The sequence below is a fragment of the Variovorax durovernensis genome (assembly GCF_977011995.1).
The window spans coordinates 283,398-299,911 of sequence record NZ_CDRNCW010000002.1 but is presented as its reverse complement, the minus strand read 5'-3'; the positions used below and the strand labels follow the sequence as shown (position 1 = coordinate 299,911).

The 16,514-nt window shown below is 68.7% G+C and carries 14 protein-coding genes; 5 read left to right on the top strand and 9 right to left on the bottom strand.

Features of this window, described 5'->3' with window-relative positions; genetic code table 11:
* Window positions 1–82: 82 nt before the first annotated feature.
* Window positions 83–886 (bottom strand): IclR family transcriptional regulator, encoded by an 804-nt coding sequence (locus tag ACWV14_RS33395; RefSeq protein ID WP_454908101.1) that lies wholly within the window; start codon window positions 884–886, stop codon window positions 83–85.
* Between the two features lie 183 nt (window positions 887–1,069).
* Here ACWV14_RS33395 and ACWV14_RS33390 point away from each other — a divergent pair, with 183 nt between their 5' ends.
* The 5 genes from ACWV14_RS33390 (at window position 1,070) to ACWV14_RS33370 (ending at window position 5,043) form a co-directional block, all read left to right on the top strand.
* A complete protein-coding gene (locus ACWV14_RS33390; protein WP_454908100.1) occupies window positions 1,070–1,837 on the top strand; it encodes an ABC transporter substrate-binding protein in 768 nt (255 codons plus the stop codon).
* 14 nt (window positions 1,838–1,851) lie between these two features.
* Window positions 1,852–2,523 carry an ectoine/hydroxyectoine ABC transporter permease subunit EhuD gene (ehuD, locus tag ACWV14_RS33385; protein ID WP_081268946.1) on the top strand — a complete coding sequence of 224 codons (672 nt, stop codon included), beginning with the start codon at window positions 1,852–1,854 and terminating at the stop codon, window positions 2,521–2,523.
* Window positions 2,520–3,281 carry an amino acid ABC transporter ATP-binding protein gene (locus tag ACWV14_RS33380; RefSeq protein ID WP_454908099.1) on the top strand — a complete coding sequence of 254 codons (762 nt, stop codon included), beginning with the start codon at window positions 2,520–2,522 and terminating at the stop codon, window positions 3,279–3,281. Before ehuD ends, ACWV14_RS33380 begins: the two co-directional genes overlap by 4 nt.
* Window positions 3,278–4,558, top strand: a complete 1,281-nt coding sequence (locus tag ACWV14_RS33375; RefSeq protein WP_454908098.1) for an NAD(P)/FAD-dependent oxidoreductase — start codon at window positions 3,278–3,280, stop codon at window positions 4,556–4,558. Before ACWV14_RS33380 ends, ACWV14_RS33375 begins: the two co-directional genes overlap by 4 nt.
* 92 nt (window positions 4,559–4,650) lie before the next feature.
* A complete protein-coding gene (locus tag ACWV14_RS33370) occupies window positions 4,651–5,043 on the top strand; it encodes a nuclear transport factor 2 family protein (RefSeq protein WP_454908097.1) in 393 nt (130 codons plus the stop codon).
* 23 nt (window positions 5,044–5,066) lie between these two features.
* On the opposite strand, the gene ACWV14_RS33365 is transcribed toward ACWV14_RS33370, so the two are convergent.
* The 8 genes from ACWV14_RS33365 to ACWV14_RS33330 form a co-directional block, all read right to left on the bottom strand.
* Entirely contained in the window at window positions 5,067–6,092 is a 1,026-nt protein-coding gene (locus ACWV14_RS33365) for a hypothetical protein (protein WP_454908096.1), read from the bottom strand.
* A gap of 167 nt (window positions 6,093–6,259) precedes the next feature.
* The gene (locus ACWV14_RS33360) at window positions 6,260–6,751 is read right to left on the bottom strand and encodes a hypothetical protein (protein ID WP_454908095.1); all 492 of its coding nucleotides are present in this window, start codon (window positions 6,749–6,751) and stop codon (window positions 6,260–6,262) included.
* 17 nt (window positions 6,752–6,768) lie between these two features.
* Window positions 6,769–7,428, bottom strand: coding sequence for a hypothetical protein (locus tag ACWV14_RS33355; protein ID WP_454908094.1), 660 nt, complete (start codon window positions 7,426–7,428; stop codon window positions 6,769–6,771).
* A 105-nt stretch (window positions 7,429–7,533) separates the two neighbouring features.
* On the bottom strand, window positions 7,534–8,472 hold the full coding sequence (locus tag ACWV14_RS33350; protein WP_454908093.1) for an FHA domain-containing protein: 939 nt from the start codon (window positions 8,470–8,472) through the stop codon (window positions 7,534–7,536).
* Between the two features lie 23 nt (window positions 8,473–8,495).
* Window positions 8,496–10,715 (bottom strand): TOMM precursor leader peptide-binding protein, encoded by a 2,220-nt coding sequence (locus ACWV14_RS33345; RefSeq protein WP_454908092.1) that lies wholly within the window; start codon window positions 10,713–10,715, stop codon window positions 8,496–8,498.
* Entirely contained in the window at window positions 10,708–11,556 is an 849-nt protein-coding gene (locus tag ACWV14_RS33340) for a class I SAM-dependent methyltransferase (protein ID WP_454908091.1), read from the bottom strand. The genes ACWV14_RS33345 and ACWV14_RS33340 overlap by 8 nt, the downstream gene beginning before the upstream one ends.
* A gap of 16 nt (window positions 11,557–11,572) precedes the next feature.
* The gene (locus ACWV14_RS33335) at window positions 11,573–12,364 is read right to left on the bottom strand and encodes a BMA_0021/BMA_0022 family TOMM bacteriocin (protein ID WP_454908090.1); all 792 of its coding nucleotides are present in this window, start codon (window positions 12,362–12,364) and stop codon (window positions 11,573–11,575) included.
* 20 nt (window positions 12,365–12,384) lie between these two features.
* Entirely contained in the window at window positions 12,385–16,425 is a 4,041-nt protein-coding gene (locus ACWV14_RS33330) for a TOMM system kinase/cyclase fusion protein (RefSeq protein ID WP_454908089.1), read from the bottom strand.
* Window positions 16,426–16,514 lie beyond the last annotated feature (89 nt).

Genomic DNA, 16,514 nt, shown 5'->3' with positions numbered 1-16,514 from the left:
GGGGGGACTCTGCTGCTGCGTTGTGATCCCGCACAGCATAAAGCCAGCCGCCGCCTGGCCGATGTCCGAAACCGTATGGGCGTCAGTCGATGCTGCGTGCGGAACTGGTCAGCGAGCGTGCGCACAGCAGCAGCGTGGGCGCCAGCTTGCGCACGGCTTCGTCGATGGTCCAACGGCTGGTCGGCGCCACCACGTGCACCGATGCGACGGGGCGCCCCTGGCTGCCCAGCACGGGCGCGGCGATCGTCATGTCGCCGAGGAACAGTTCCTCGGCATTGGTGGCAAAGCCCTGCAGCCGCGCCTGCCGCAGCGCATCGAGGATGCCGTCGACATCGGTCAGCGTGTGCATGGTATGGGCCGTGCGGTCGGACGCCTCGATGAGCGCGCGCGCCTCGTCTTCCGGCAAGGCGCTCAGGAAGGCGCGGCCCGAGGCCGTGCAATACATCGGGATGCGGCTGCCGATGGGCATGTGCACCGGCACGAACTGCGCGCTGACGAAGCGCGCCACGTAGACCATGTCGAGCCCGTCCGGCTCGGTGAGGCAGGAGGTTTCCGTCGTCACCTTGGTCAGCTCCGACAGAAAGGGATTGGCCACGTCGATCAGCGAATTGGCCGCGAGGTAGTTGAAGCCGATTTCCATCACGCGCGGCGTGAGCTGGTAGCGCCGTGTCTTCGCGTGCTTGCGCACGTAGCCCAGCTTCTCGAGCGTGAAGACCATGCGCTGGGCGGAACTCTTGGTGATGTCGGTGGCCGCGGCCACGTCCGCCAGCGTCATGGTGCGGCGCCGGGCGCTGAAGGCGCGCAGCACGGCCAGGCCCTTCTCCAGCGATTGGTTGAAAAGCAGGCTCTGGCTGTCTTCGGGGGCTGCGTCGGGTGTGGCGTCCATGGCGTCGGAGTATAGCTACGTTCGTCTTAGATATCGAATATCGATATTTACAGATCGACTAGTGGTTTTCATTTATTGATCAGAGATTCGAAAGAATCGATTATTGGCACGCATGTTGCATCGCGAAAAGCACCCGCCCTTTCCGTCCATCTTTCCAACTTCAGTCCTTCAAGGAGTGCATCCATGAATCGCATCGTTCGCCGCCTTCACCGCCTGGCCCTGGGTCTCTGCATCGCGGGCGGCGCCTCGCTGGCCGTGGCGCAGGGCGCCGCGCCGACCTACAACGTGGGCGCCACCGCCACCGGCGTGCCCTTCACCTTCCTGGACGTGAAGACCAACAGCATCCAGGGAATGATGGTCGACACCGTCACCGCCGTGGGCAAGGCCGGCGGCTTCAACGTCAACGTGCAGCAGACGGTGTTCTCGGCGCTGATCCCCTCGCTCACCGCGCGCAAGATCGACATCGTCTCGGCCGCCATGCTGAAGACGCCGGCGCGCCAGGAGGTGGTCGACTTCAGCGACCCGGTGTACTCGTACGGCGAGGGCCTGATCGTCAAGGCCGACGACGCCCGTGCGTATGTCTCGCTCGACGAGCTCAAGGGCGAGGTGGTGGGCGCGCAGGTCGGCACCGTCTTTCTCGACATGCTGAACAAGAAGGGCATCTTCAAGGAGGTGCGCAGCTACGACTCGGTGGCCGACATGACGCGCGACCTCTCCCTCGGCCGCATCAAGGCCGGGCTGGGCGACCAACCCATCATGGCCTACCAGATCCGCCAGAACACCTTTCCCGGCGTGAGGCTGGTCGACAGCTATAAGCCGGTGAACGTGGGTGACGTGTGCTTGGTGGTGCGCAAGGGCGACACCGAGACGCTGGCCCGCCTCAACAAGGCGATTGCGGCAGTCAAGGCCGACGGCACGCTCGCCAGGATCGTCCAGAAGTGGGGCATCTGAGAGCGCGCTGACCCATGGCTGCTCCCACCTTTCTCCAGAACGCGCAGGACTTCCTGCCGATCCTGCTGCAGGGCGCCGTGGTCACCGTGCAAGTCACGGTGCTGGCATTCCTGCTGAGCAGCGCGCTCGGCCTTGCGCTCGCGCTGATGAAGTTGTCGCCCGTGCGCGCGCTCTCCTGGGCGGGCTCGGTGATCGTCAACGTGATCCGCGGGCTGCCGATCATCGTGCAGCTCTTCTACATCTACTTCGTGCTGCCGGAGTTCGGCGTGCAGCTCACGGCCTTCCAGGCCGGCGTGATCGGCCTGGGCATCGCCTACTCGGCCTACCAGGCCGAGAACTTCCGCGCCGGCATCGAGGCGGTCGACCCCGGTCAGCGCGAGGCCGCGCAGGCCATGGGCATGCGCTCGGCGCTGATCATGCGGCGCGTGATATTGCCGCAGGCCTTTCGCATCGCGCTGCCGCCCTACGGCAACACGCTGGTGATGATGCTCAAGGACTCCTCGCTGGTCTCGACCATCACGGTGGCAGAGATGACGCGCGCCGGCCAGCTCATCGCTTCGTCGACCTTCCAGAACATGACGGTCTACACGCTGGTCGCCCTGCTCTACCTGCTCATGAGCCTGCCGCTGGTGTACGGCCTGCGCCGGCTCGAGAAGCGCTTCGCCGCCGGGAGAAAACAACCATGATCCACGTCGAAGGACTGGAAAAACGCTTCGGCACGCACCGTGTGCTGCAGGGCGTGAGCCTGCATGTGGACAAGGGCGAGGTGGTCTGCCTCATTGGCCCTTCGGGCTCGGGCAAGTCGACCGTGCTTCGCTGCATCAACGGCCTCGAGTCGTACGAGGGCGGCGAGGTGCGCGCCTTCGGCGAGCGGGTGGACCGCACCGCACCCACCATCCACCGGCTGCGCAGCCGCATGGGCATGGTGTTCCAGCGCTTCAATTTGTTCCCGCACCGCACCGTGCTGGAGAACGTGATGGAAGGCCCCGTCTACGTGCTGCGCCAGAACGCGGCGCAGGCGCGCGAAGAAGCGCTGGCGCTGCTGGCCAAGGTGGGGCTGGCCGAGAAGGCACAGGCGTATCCGGCGCAGCTCTCGGGTGGCCAGCAGCAGCGCGTGGCCATCGCCCGCGCACTGGCCATGAAGCCCGAGGCCATGCTGTTCGACGAGCCCACGTCCGCGCTCGACCCCGAACTGGTCGGCGACGTGCTCGGCGTGATGCGCGCGCTGGCCGACGAGGGCATGACGATGATCGTGGTCACGCACGAGATGGGCTTTGCGCGCGAAGTGGCCGACCGCGTGTGCTTCCTGCACAGCGGCAGCATCGTCGAGGAAGGCCCGTCCGCGCAGGTGCTGGGCGCGCCGCGCCAGGCGCGCACGCAAGACTTCCTGCGGCGCGTGCTGCATCCGTCTGGTGCCGCGGCGTCCGCTGAGGTGCGCGCATGAGCGCTCGTGCGTTGCCTCCTTCACTCTGGGCCGACACCGCGCCGCCCGCTGCGCCGACACCGCCGCTGACCGAATCGCGCAAGGCCGACGTGCTGATCGTCGGCGGCGGCTTCACCGGCCTCTCGGCCGCGCTGCATCTGGCCGAGGCCGGTGTGCAGGCCTGCGTGCTCGAGGCGCACGAGCCCGGCTGGGGCGCATCGGGGCGCAACGGCGGGCAGGTGAACCCCTCGCTCAAGCACGACCCCGACGAGCTGGTGCGCATCCATGGTGCGGAGCGCGCCGCACGGCTGATCGATGCGGTCTCGGCCTCGGCCGACCTCGTGTTCGACCTGATCGCACGCCACGGCATCGACTGCCAGCCGGTGCGCAACGGCTGGCTGCAGGTGGCGTACGCGCAGAAGGACGTGGCCGCGCTGCATGCGCGCGCCGGGCAGTGGGCCAAGCGCGGCGTCAGCACGCGGCAGCTCGACCACGCCGCCGTCAGCGCACGGCTCGGCACCAAGGCCTTTGCGGGCGGCTGGCTCGACGGCCGCGCCGGCAGCATCCAGCCGCTGGCCTACACGCGCGGGCTGGTGCGTGCCGCGCAGGCCGCGGGTGCTTCCGTGCACGGCGGCACCGAAGTCACGGCGCTGGAGCGCCGCGGCACGCACTGGCATGCGAGCACGTCGACGGGCGCCAGCGTCACCGCCGACCAGGTGCTGATTGCCACCAACGGCTACACCGGCGCGCTGTGGCCGAAGCTGTCGAGCACCGTGCTGGCCGCCAACAGCTTCATCGTTGCCACCGAACCGCTCAAGGGCGCAGCGGCCGACGCCATCCTGCCGGGCGGCGAAACCGCATCGACCTCGCAGCGCCTGCTGCTCTACTTCCGCAAGGACGCGCAGGGCCGTCTGCTGATGGGCGGTCGCGGCCACTTTGCCGACCCGGCCGGGCCCGCGGATTTCGCGCACCTCGAACGTTCGCTCGAACTGCTGTTTCCCCAACTGGGGCCGCTGCGCTACGAGTACCGCTGGGCCGGCCGCATCGCGGTCACGCGCGACTTCATGCCCCATGTGCACACCCCGGCGCCGGGCATGACGATAGCGCTGGGCTACAACGGACGGGGCATTGCGCTGGCCACGAGCATGGGCAAGCACCTGGCCGCCCGGCTCGTCGACGCGGGCGCGGATTTTCCGTACCCGGTGACGCCGATCCGGCCGATTCCGCTGCACGGCCTGCAGCGCTTCTACGTGGCGGGCGGCGTGGCCTGGTACAGCCTGCTCGACCGGCTGGCCTGACGGCGAGTCGCCTACGCGCGCATGCCGCCTTGCCATGAGCCGCCTGCGTGCGTCAAATGGCGGGCGTCAACCACAACAGCCCCAGGAGACCCATGCCGATCGACACACTCGCCACCTGGCACCGCCTCGTCAAGGAACGCGACGTGGCAGGGCTCGATGCCCTGCTCGACGACGAGGCCGTCTTTCATTCGCCGGTGGTGCACAAGCCCCAGGTGGGCAAGGCCATCACGCAGAAATACCTGGCCGCGGCGTTACAGGTGTTCTTCAACGAAAGCTTCCGCTACGTGCGCGAACTCCAGTCCGCGAACGACGCGGTGCTCGAGTTCAAGCTGGAGCTGGACGGCATCCAGATCAACGGCGTCGACATGATCAAGTGGAACGACGCCGGCCGGATCACCGAGTTCAAGGTGATGCTGCGCCCGCTGAAGGCGGTGAACCTGATCCACCAGAAGATGGGCGCGCAGCTGCAGGCGGCGCAGGCCTGAACCGGCCGCGCCGGTCACACCGGTCACGCCCCGTAGTAGGTCGCGGGAGACTTGCTCAGGAAGGGGCTCTCGTTGCCGAAGATGACCGGCGTGCTGGAATCGAGCCATTCAAGGTATCTGGACGCGATGTGCTGCAGGCAATTGACCTGGGCGGCCACCTTCATCAACTCGCCGGGAACCTCGGCCTCGCTGCTGACGTCGAGCGTGTCTGCGTGATGGCCCAGGCATGCCAGTTGCGAGGCCGCGCAGATTCTTTCCAGCGCCTCGGAGCAGGCAATGATCATCTCGTGCACCGCGGCGGACACTACCTTCGCCGCCCTGAGCTCATGGGCCTGGGCACGCACGCCAATGACATCGATGCCGTTGTATCTGGCAAGGCCGTTCACGCAAAGCGCCAGTGGCCGGGCGAGGTCTCTTTCGAGGTCCACGGCCATCAGGCCGCCGAAGCTTCCTGGCAGCCTCGACGGCTGGCAGGTGTGAAAGCATTCCTTCAGATCCGACAGCCCCTGGGCTCTCAGGTCCGGTGCAGCCGTTTTCTTCAGGAGATCGCACAGCTGCGCGAGGAGTTCGCGATTGCCGAAAGCCACCTGTGCATTCAGCAGCGGATGAATCAGCTGATCCATGTTCCTCTGCACGATGAGGTTGCGTATCTCCGCGGGTCCATCGCAGAGCGTGATCGGGTCGATGCCGGCGGGATCACCACTCCTCCCCGCCGGATCCTGCGCAACCGTGGCCATCAGCTTTTTCTTGAAAACCTTCCCGACAGCCTTCATCCGCACGGCGGCGGACGGGTCTTTCAGGATGACAAAGCATTCGATGTCGGACACCGGGGCCGCGTCCAGACGGGCCAGGGAGCCGGCCACGCAGAACGCGAGCGAATCCGGACTCGGCGGCCTGCCGATCGCGTCGACATAGAGCGAGGCCAGGAACCATCGGGTCATCACGGACCGCGCCTGGGCAGGCTCCCTGCTTTCCGGGCACTGCAATACCGGAATGTGCGATTCCAGTTGCACCGCGCGCACCTGAAGCCGCACGGGATCGAAGTGCATGCTGCGATCCTCTTTGCGGCACCACGGGCAAACGGGAGCCATGGCCTGCCCGGTCATCGAGTCAGGGCTGTACAGGTCCCTGGGCCCAGGGCACTTCGGGAAAATTTTCCTCATGTTCTGAGGAGCCAGGCATCCCATCGAATATGTCCTCCAGCAGAAATCGAATCTCAGGCCGGCTGCTTGGTCACCACCCGCAGGCTGGCGTCCTGACGGTAGGCCTGCACGCACATCCGCCCCAGTTCGACGAGAAAGCGCAGCACCGCCGGCTGGCCCACGCACTCCGGCGTCACCGCCATGATGTCCTTGCGGAACTCCATCAGCTGCACGCCCGAGACGTCCATCTCGGCGGAAGAACCGTAGTAGTGCTTCCAGAAGTCCTGCAGCAGCCCGCGCTTGACTTCGTCGATGACCAGCGTGTAGCCGCTCTCCCAGACGCGTTCTTCCATCGGCAGGCAGGTCACGCGCGGGTCCTCGAGGCGCGCGCCCGGGGGCACGAGCAGCACGCGCCGCACGTCCATGCTCGTCGCGCCCTCCCCGGCGCGCCGGGCGGGCGAGTCGTCGGCATGGCGCCGCGCATTGAAGAACGCGGTGTTCTTTTCACGGTCGTCCTCCGCGAAATCCGGTGTCGGCCTCGAAACATTGGCGCTGGCGATATGCATTTCGCTTTCCTCCTCACTCAAATAGACAGCAGGCGCAGGCGCTGCTCGTTGGCCCGGGCAAGGGAAACCGGCCGGGTCCAGCTGCCATCGGCATGCAGCGTGGTCGTCAGCGCATGGACGCCGGCCGGGAATGACAGCTCCAGCGGGTTGTTGACCGTGCTGACATCGATCACGTCGCCTTGCTGGTAGTCGCCGTAGGCAATGAAGTACCGGGGGCGCGGCGAGAAGGCCAGGTTCTGGTTAGGGCGGGCCTGCACCGCATACACCGTGCTGCCGGACATGGTCACGCCGACACAGGCCTGCGAGCGGGCCGGGATGTTGGCGGTCTCGGCCAGGTAGAAGCGTGCCGGATCGGCACCCCAGCTGGGGTTGGCGAACCGGTAGATGCCGTCTTCGCAGTCCAGCGAGATCCTGTTGCTGCCGCCGGTCGGCTCGCAGGTTTCGGCCGGAGCAAACTGGATGCCGGGCTGCAGCTCGCCTGTTTCAGCCCAGGAGAAACCGGTGTCGGTCGTCCATTCGAAGCGGATTCGCGAGTTCTGGCCGGGGTTCGAATACTTGGCGAACCAGGCGAGCGACATGGCGTTGGGCGCCCACTGGGTGGGGTCGCTCTGGAACACCATGAAGAAAGCCGAATGGCTTGCGTGGTTGTCGACCGTGACGGAATAGATCTTTCCCATGACTCTCTGAAGAAGTAACTGAATCAGGCAATGCGCGCCGCGGGGGCGTGCATTGCACTGGAAGTCACTCTAGGGAGCGCAGGGGATAAATGAAATTACAAGCGATTACAGGGGGTGCGCGCCGCCCCGGATCTCGAAGCGGTAGTCGCCCAGGCGCACGTTGCCGCGCCGCCGCTCGACCAGCGGCGGCTCCCCCAGGCTGGGGGGCAGCGCATTGAGGATCTGGTGCTTGGCGCGGAAGATCTGGATGTTCACGTACGAAGGCTCCACGCCCAGCATGCGCGAGAGGTCCTCCAGCCCGATCCAGCCCTGGCTTTGCGGCGGAACGCCTCTTTGCGCGTCCTGCTGGCGCACCCGCGCGAGCGTGACCAGGGTGTAGTGGTGGATGCGCTCGCCCAGCGACACCGACTTGCCGTCCGCCAGCAGGCTGAGGCTGGTGTGCTCCTCGTCCTGGCTGACGTCGAAATGCAGCGCGACGTCCGCCGTCTTCGGCGCCGACGAGGCGACGGCATTCTCCGAGGTCGACTCCAGGTCGTCGCACAGCACGAACTCCCAGGCGCCGCGCGAGGTGCTGACCATGGCGCCGTCGTTCAGGTGCTCGATGCCGTCGATGTGCTCGAGCATCCAGCGCCCCTCGTGGAAATACACGTTCACCTCGGGCTGCTGGGCGTCGGGCAGCAGGGTTTCGCGCGGGTTGAGCGCCACGGGTTCACCGTGCCCCTGGCCCGAGAACAGGCAGGTGACAGGCGGCGTCAGGTCCTGCACGATCCAGGCCGATTCGTCGCCCAGGCCCATGCGCACCTCGGCGCCCACGCTCAGGGCGGTCCAGCGGCCGTTCGGCAGGCGTACGCCGTCCAGGGTGGTGCCGTTGCGACTCTGGTCGACGATTTCCCAGGCCAGGCTGTTCCAGCGGACCAACGCATGGACCTGCGACACATCGGGCGCCTTGAGCACGGTCTGGCAGGCCGACGGACGGCGGCCGAACGCATGGACGGGGCGCAGCACGATGGAGCGGCCGTCTCGCTTGTTCCTGAAGAGAGCCATACCTTCTATTTTCGCTCGCCCGCTCAGACGTACAGCGCCTGGGGGTTGAGATCGGCTTCCTGCAGGGGCGAATTGCGCCACCCCATTGCCACGGGCACGCCATAGAGACGCGGGTTGCCCAGCTCCGGCCAGATGTGGCACAGGCCCGGCACCACGACTTTGACCGTGCGCAGCGGAATGTCCGGGCGCGAGTGGTCGAGCACGATGGTCTCCAGGCCCAGACCGGCGGCGATGCCCACGCACCTCGCGATCTCCCCGGCGATGTCGCGCCGCGCACCGGCGTCGGGCGACGCATGGAGCGGCACGGCGCCGCCCTCTTCCATCGGCATGAGGAAGGCCGGCGCCTCCTGCCCGCCGTCGGCGCCGGGCACCGGGAAGGTCTTGCCCGCCGCGATCAGCTGGCTCATTTCGGTGAGCGCGCGCTCGCAGGCCAGCATGCGGTCCGGACTGCAGCCGAAACCGACAGCCCATTCACCCGTCTGCCGATGCCGCCCCACCGCCGCGACCACCGGAATGCCGAAGTCGTGCGTGATGTCGAGCACCCAGTGCGCCCACTGCAGCCCCCATGTGCGCGACAGGCGCAGGCGGGTTGCGACGGGCATGCCGTCCAGGTCGATGGCAGGCCGGCGGACTTGGCCGTACCACCAGATGGCGGCGGCATCGCGCTCGACCAGTTCGAGGAAGCCCTGCAGGATGGCCTCCTCGAGCGTGTTCCCCGCGGCGCAGCCGTTCGATGTCCAGGAGACGTGGTACTGGCTCTCGGCGGGCGCATGGGCGTGGCAGAAGGCCAGCGGCAGATAGCAGCGCGCGTCGGCGGTCAGCGACCATGCGGGCACCCACCAGGCAGGCTCCGGTCCGGCGTCGGCCGCAGCCACGGCGTGCGGCGGCTTGTCGGTGCCGAATTGCGACTTCTGGTGCTCACTGAAGTGCGCCAGCGCGGTCGGCGGAATGCAGCGCGCGTCCAGGTCCGCGGCGGGCGCGATGACCGTGGCTTCGTCGCCTTGGTAGAAAGCAGCGTAGCGCTCCACCGCCTCGCACATCGCGCTGGCGCGGGACTGCGCCACCGACATGCCCTTGCCCAGGCAGGTCTGCATCCAGGCGCCGGGGGCGGGGTCGCCGCAGGTTTGCGGGGTCTTGAAGATTTCGCTGCGGTAGACCGTCAGCATGCCGTCGGACTCGGCATTCAAGGGCTTCACCCGCGCGATCACGCCGCACAACGGGCCGACGTGGCGCGACAGGCGCTCGACCGTGGCCGAGGCCGGCACGGTGCGCCAGCCGCCATCGGCGCCGGCGACGGGTCCGCCGGGTGCCGGCGCAATGCGCTCGCGCTGCAGCACCGCCATGAGCCCCGGGCTTCCGCACTGCGGGCATTGGGGGCGCGCGACCACGGGGTTTCTTTCCAGCGGATCGAGCGTCCATACCGCCTGCGCCTCGCCGGGCGGTGCGACAAGCATCTGTCGCGCCTTGACGAGCAGCCCGTCCAGCCGTTCGGCCACCAGGCTGGCGCCCGCGCGCACCGGCGGCCCGCTGTCCAGGTCGCCATGCCGCGCCCGCCACCAGGCACGCGCCGGCCGGTTGCGCAGCCAGCGGTGCGCAAGGCAATGCCAGCAGGCCGGTGCCTCGCCTTCGCTCCCGCCGGCACGCGGCGTGAACAGCGGGCCGACCATGGCCTGCTCGCCCGCCGGCTTCACCAGCAGCCATGGCCGCCCCTTCGCCCGCTGCCGGGCATCGATGGCGCCCAGCCGGGGGTCGAGGTAGTCATCGCAGTACACGATCGTGAGGCCAGGGCCGTCGCCCGCCCCATATCCTGCTCCATCGAACGCCTCGGCCAGCGCCTGGCCCCAGCGCATCGCCGCGCCGCGGCCGACCGCATCCGTCAGCGAGATGGCATCGACATGGGCCGTGACCGCCATGGGCGCGTGCGGCGCCGAGAAATCGGGCGACAGGTAGGCCTCGCCGCCGCGCAGCATCACCGGCCGCACCAAGCCTTGCCGCAACAAGGCGCCGAGCGCATGCAGCATCTCGGCGAGCAGCGCGCCGGCGCCGGTCTCCCTGCAGTGCGACGCCAGGCTCACGCCTTCGCGCAGCACGCGCTCGAGCGCCATCACACCGGGCGAGCCGAGCACCAGCAGCTCGTTCTCGCTCAGCAGCAGAAGGCGGTCGCGCAGCACCGCCGGCGGCAGGTATTTCTCGTGCCACTGGAAGACGTCGCCGAACAGGTCGGGCGCGGCGGCGTCATGCATCGTCTTGCGAGCCCAGTGCGAGGCGGACGACGGCGTAAGGCCGCGCGCCCGTGGTGGCGTGAAACGCGGTCTCGAACAGCAGGTGCTGCTGCGAGAACTGCGCATAAGGATGTTCTTCAGACATCACCCGGATCGCCGGATGAATGCGCGCAAGCCCTGCGGCGTCCTCGAAGCCCGACACCACCGGCAGCTGCATGCCGCCCACCTGCATCGGAAGCCGCGCGAGCGCCGGATGCACATGGTCGAGCACGACGAAGCACGGCGGGCCGCCATGCGCGAACCGCTCGGCCAACTGGCGCAGCACGGCCTCCAGCGGCGCCTGCGGCAGGTAGGGACAGACGCCCTCCAGCATCACCAGCACCGGCCGGTCGCCCGGCAGGCCTGCGGTGTCGAGCCACGCGGCATCGAGGAGCGAGCAGGCCAGGTTGTCTTCTTCCTCGACGCGGGGCATGTATTGCTTGCGCAGGGAAATGGCATCGGGCAGGTCGACGTTCAGCCAGCGCGCGCCGGCCGCTGCCGCGCCAGCGCCCGCGGCCAGCCGGCTGCGGCGCGTGCACAGGCCCGCGCCCAGCGCGATGCACAGCCCCGTGGGATGGGCCGCGAGAAACTCCGCCGCGAACCGGTCGAACAGCAGCGCACGCACCACCACGCCGCGCACGAAGGCGGAGTCCGCCGCGTAGGCCGACAGGTCGAGGGGCAACGCCGCCGCAATGCGGCGCGCCTGCGGATCGTCGAACGCCGGCATGTCCGCCATGCCGCCGGCCCGCGCGCGCGCGGCCAGCGTCAGCAGCAGCGTGGCCGTGGCGCCCTGCAGCGCCTGGGTCGGCGGTTGCGTCTGCACCGGCGCGACGGCAAGCTCAGCAGGTGAACGGATAGGCGCTGCCCGTGTTGTTGTACGAGGTCAGCGCGATCGCCCACAGGTCCTTCTCTTCCGGCGCGCTCGGGTAGTTCAGCTGGATGCTGTTCTTGATGGGCGAGCCGTCCGGGTTCGTCTGGTTCCACTTGCCAGCCGCAGCGTCCCAGGTGAACGCCGAGTTGATCGCGAACCGGATCTCGAAGTTGAACGGGTTGTTGTAGCCCAGCCATTGGCTCAGCACATTGGCCTTGTCGGCACCGTCGTCGCGGGTCAGTTCCGCGTGGAACTCGGGCGACTGCCATGCGAGCGCGATGGCGCGCAGCACCACGCCGCCGAAGGCCAGCAGCGAATCGGGGCCGCCGCCGGGAATGCCCAGGCCCGTGGGCAGGGCGCCGCCCACGAAGCCCGGCGGCACTTCGGCCACTTCGAACTGGGCGGAGGAGCCCATGAAGTTGGGGAACTGCTGGTAGTAGACAGCCAGGGCCTCGGAAGCGTTCGACGCCGGTGCCTGCGGCAGCACGATGACGAAGGCGTCGTCGGGGCCGATCCAGCCGGACGTGAGCATCGGCTTCCACTCGGCGCGCTGGTGCGGGTCGGCGCTCTGGTAGAGCGAGATGTCGAGCTGCGGCCACAACGTCGGCAGGCCGAAATCGCGGTGCAGCAGCGGCTGGATGTCGCGCTGCTCGAGCAGTTCGCGGCGGTAGGCGTCGTCCTGCCACGATCGGGCGATGCCGCGAAGGTAGGCGAGGCGGAATTCGAGCAACGGGTCGGCGTTCTGGCGCTGGAGGGTCATGGTGACTTCAATCCTTGGGTTCAAGTGATGTGCGCATGCACGAGCGTGCGCACGGACAGTTCCGGCCGCAGGGCGGCCAGATCGTTCAAGCGTCCGGCAACGTCGTGCACGGCGGGTGCCAGTGCCTGCAACGCCACCAGGGCTTCGGCTTCGGTTCGGTGTTTCCCGCTCACGCGCGCGACCAGCGCCGCCTGCGAGAAACACGCCTGCACGGTGGCACTGTCGGCACCCGCCGCCTGCAGGTAGCGGGCTTTCTTCAGGTGCAGCTCGGCGCTGTAGAGCCGCTCTTCGAGCACGTCCACCAGGCGCAGGCACTCGTCGATGCGCTCGGCCGCCTCGGCCCAGCGCTGGTTGGCCGCCAGCGTCTCCGCGGCGAAGGAGCGGTAGTAGCTCTGGCAATAGCGGCAGCCCATGCCCCACAGCGCCTCCACGGCGCCATCGGCGCGCGCGATGTCGCTCGCCTCGCCGCTCGCCCAGCAACGGATGATTTCCGCGTACCCGGTGAACGCCGGCAGGCCGTAGCGCGCCGTGATGTCGAGCAGTTCGCCCGTGCTCGCGAGTGCCCGGGCCCGGTCGCCGCGGGCCTGGTGGCCCAGGCTCTGGTAGAGCAGCGCCATGCTCAGCGAAGGAATGTGCGACATCTCGCGCGCCAGGCGCACGGCGGTGGTGGCGTCGTTGCGCGCGGCCTCGTCGTGGCCCGCGAACCAGCGCACCAGCGCACGCCCGGTGGTGGCCCACACCCGCGTGTCGAAACCGAACTCGGCCGCATGGTGCGCGTGGGCGACGGGGTCGTAGCGCTCGACGGCATCGGTCAGCGCCTGTTCGGCCAGGTCGAAGCGACCTTCGGAATAGTGAGAAAGCCCGAGGTAGGTCTGCGCCGCGACGAGCACGCCCTGGTCCTGCTGCTGCGTGGCGTGGTCGAGCAGCCGGTGGCTCAGGCGGCGCACTTCGCCGCGGTTGCTCGCGACGTGGTGGTAGGTGATGAGGGCCCACAGGTGCTGCACCTGCTTGTCGCGCGCGACGGTGTCGTTCAGCAGGTCCTGCGACAGCGCGATGCGCTCCACCACCTGCTCGTGGGCCCAGCCGTACTTGTTCATCATCGCCTGCGTGACGTAGCTGTTCACGTCGAGCCGGGCCTCGCGCTGGGCGGTGCCGCTGAGCTGCGCCATCCAGCTGTCGATGTGACGGGCGTAGGCGATGGTTTCATCGTTCAGCGAGCGCACTTGCGTGATGCGCAGTTGCTGCACCGCATGCGCAATGGCCTGCGCATGGTCGCCGGCGTCGGCCCAGTGCTGGGCCACGCCGCCGGGTTCGGCGGCCACGCGCTGCGGATAGCGCTGCATCAGCGTCTGCGCCACGTCGCGGTGCTGCTGGCGGCGCTGCGCCACCAGCATGCATTCGTAGGCCGTGTCGCGGATCAACGCGTGGCGGAACATGTAGGCGCCCGCGCCCGCGCGATCGTCGGGCATGACCAGCTCCGCCTCGCGCAGCACGGCCATGTCGGCGTCCACCGCCTCGCGCGCGCGGCCCGAGCAGGCGCACAGCAGGTCGATCTCGAACTGGCGCCCGATGGTGGCCGCGAGCTGCAGCAGGTTCTTCAGCGGGCCGAGCCGGTCGAAGCGGCTGACCAGCGAGTCGCGCAGCGTGACCGGAATCGCGGCCGGCTGCACCGTGTCGCGAAAGCCCCAGACGCCGTCGCTCTCGACCAGGTAGGCGTCGAGCAGCATGCGCGCCATTTCCTGGACGAACAGCGGCACGCCATCGGTGCGCTCCACCACGTTGCGGATCACGCCGGCGGTGACCACGCGCGGCGCCAGCGCCCGCCGGGCCAGCTCGGCGGCCTGTGCGTCTTCCAGCCGACGCACGTCGATGCACTCGGCCTCCAGCGCCTGCGGCGGCGTCCATTCGGGTCGTGCCGTGAGCACCAGCAGCACGCGGCGGTGCGGCAGTTGCGCGCTGAGCTGTTCGACGAACTCGATGCTCGTGGGGTCGGCCCAGTGCACGTCCTCGAGCACGAGCAGCAGCGGCGCGGACTCGGCCATGTGCAGCAGCCACTGCGCCATCGACGCCAGCAGCAGCGCCTTCTGCATCGGAGGAGAAATGCGGCTGGGCTCGCAGTTGCCCAGCGGCAGCGAGAGCCACGCGCAGAAGATGGGCAGCACCGCGTCTTCGTCGCAGCCGGCGCCGCGCAGGATCTCGCGCAGCCATTCGCGGCGGCCATCCGGCGAGGTGTCGGGGGCCGCGTCGAGCCGCTGGCGCAGCAGGTTCAGGAAAGGCGTGAGCGCGTTGTTGCGGTTCTCCGGCTGGCACTGCGCGCCGACGGTGCGCAGGCCTTCGGCCAGCACATGGGCGCGCAATGTGTCGGCCAGGCAGGACTTGCCGATGCCCGGCTCGCCGCGAATCCACACGGCGCTGCCGTGGTCCTGCCGCGCCCGGGTCCATGCGGCGCGCAGGCGCTCCAGTTCGGCTTCGCGGCCGACGCACACCGCCTGCGCCGAGGCGTCCGGCGACGGGTCGGGCAGCAGCGGTGCCTGCCGGTCGACATTGAGCTGATAGGTCTGGATGCCCGCGGACTGGCCCGGCAGGCTCACGTTCGCGACCTTGTCGAAGTGCGCGTAGCGGCCCAGCAGGCGGTGGCTGCTTTCGCTCGCGAGCAGGGTGCCCGTCTCGGCCACGGCTTCGAGCCGCATCGCCACATTGACGGCATGGCCCGAGGGCACCTCGCCGTTGGCCACCACGGCCATGCCGGTGTGCATGCCCATGCGGATGCCCAGGTGCACGCCGTGCGCCTGCGCGATGGCGGCGCCGCGGCGGCGGCTCAGCGCCATCAGCTCGAGCGCCGTCATGCTGGCCTGCCGCGCGTCGGTGTCGCTGGCATGGGGATAGCCGAACAGCACGATCATGCGGTCGCCGAGCGTGCCGGCGAGCAGGCCGCCGCGTCGGGTGGCGGTTTCCGCGAACAGCGCCAGTTCATCGCGCTGCAGCAGTTCGATGTCTTCGATGTCGGAGGGCAGCGCGTCGTGCGTCTCGGCACCGTCCGCATCGGTGTCGGGCCACACCGAGACGCTGCAGCACAGCACGGTGAGCTGCCGCTTCTCGGAGAAGACGCGCGTGGTGGCCACGGTGCGCGTGAGCGTTTCGTGCTGCGCCTGCCGGGTCGAGCGCAGCACGCCGACGAGGTCTTCGAGCCGCAGGCGCGTGAGCTCGGCCAGCAGCGTGCCAGCGGAATCCGCGCGCTCAGAGGCCTTCTTCCTGAGCGCCTTGCGCAGCAGCGCGGCCACCGGATGCTCCACGATCTCGGGGGGCAGCGGAATTTCCTGCGGGCTCAGTTGCCGGTGAAGGATTTCCGCCGCCGACGCCCCCTGCACGGCGGGCGCGCCCGTCAGACATTCGAGGAACATCAGGCCCCAGGCGTAGAGGTCGGTGCGGATGCTCGGCGGCTCGCCGCGCAGTTGCTCGGGCGCGCTGTAGGCCGGCGTTCCCAGGCTTTCCTCGGTCATCGTGAGCGCGGGGAACTGCAGGCCCGTGCGCTGGGGAATGACGGTGCCGATGCCGAAGTCGAGCACCTTCGCGTGCGGCACGGCACCGGTGAGCGTCACCATCACGTTGTCGGGCTTGAGGTCGCGGTGGACAATGCCGGCGGCATGCGCGCAGTCGAGTGCGTCCAGCACCTCGGCCATGAGGCGGCCGGTCTCGGATGCCGTCAGCGCGCCCTGGCGGCGGATGAGGCTGGTGAGCGTTTCGCCCGGCACGTATTCGAAGACGCCGTAGACGCAGTCGCCCTGCTCGCCCTTGTCGAGCAGCTGGACGATGTGCGGGTGATGCAGCGCGGCGCACAGCCGCGTCTCGCGATGGAAGCGGGCCACGCGCCGGTTGCCCGCCTGCAGCTTCACGACCTTGATCGCGACCTGTGCGCCCGTGCTTTGCTGCCGCGCACGGTACACCGTGCCGTACCCACCGGCGCCCAGCGCTTCCAGAAGTTCATAGCCGGGAATGTCCAGCGGGATCGGTGCGGGTTGAGACGCTGCTGCTTGAGTGGGGTTGGTGACGGCATCCTGCATTTCAGCCTCGTCTGTGGATCTTTGGCGGTCCTCCTGAAGGCGCTTGGCCCCCGATCCGCCATCCAGCGGACCGGTGCTGCGACACCGAT